At 46.2% G+C, this 511-nt stretch carries 1 protein-coding gene; it reads right to left on the bottom strand.

What is annotated here, in order from left to right; all coding sequences use genetic code 11:
- The coding region (locus R8N49_RS30640; RefSeq protein WP_318190889.1) for an EAL domain-containing protein at positions 1 to 511 on the bottom strand (511 nt) is incomplete at both ends.

The following is a 511-nucleotide window of genomic DNA, read 5'->3' as shown; positions in this document are numbered from 1 at the left end:
TCTCTGCTTGCGCCGGCGTTTCGACGCCTTCGGCAATCAACTTCACTTGCAGCTCGTCCGCAAAATGAACGATGGCATTCAATACGGATGCACTCACACTTTGAATGCCTATTGTTTCAACAAAACACTTGTCGATCTTCAAATAATCAATTTTCATGTGCTGCAAAAATGCTAACGACGTTTGCCCAGTTCCAAAGTCGTCAATCAGTACATCAATTCCGTGCACGCGCAACGCTGCGATATGCTTCCGTGCTTCCCCATTAATCAACTGACGCTCCGTAATTTCGATGCCGAGCGACACATTATTCTCACTTAGCTTTCTGTGGATGAGTTGCAGTTTTCTTATTACATGAGAACCGACAAGGTAACCAGGAGGCACATTGACACCAAGATGCACCGGATGAGTAAACGTCAGTTTGGAAAAATCGTCCGCCGCTTTTTCTAAAACGTAGTCGGTCAGCAACGATACTAACTCGTTCTGTTCGGCCGCAGGAACAAATTCATCTGGAGC

The organism is Vibrio sp. 1978 (assembly GCF_033344345.1).
Note: the sequence above shows the minus strand (reverse complement) of the source record. Positions and strands in the feature narration are given on the sequence as shown.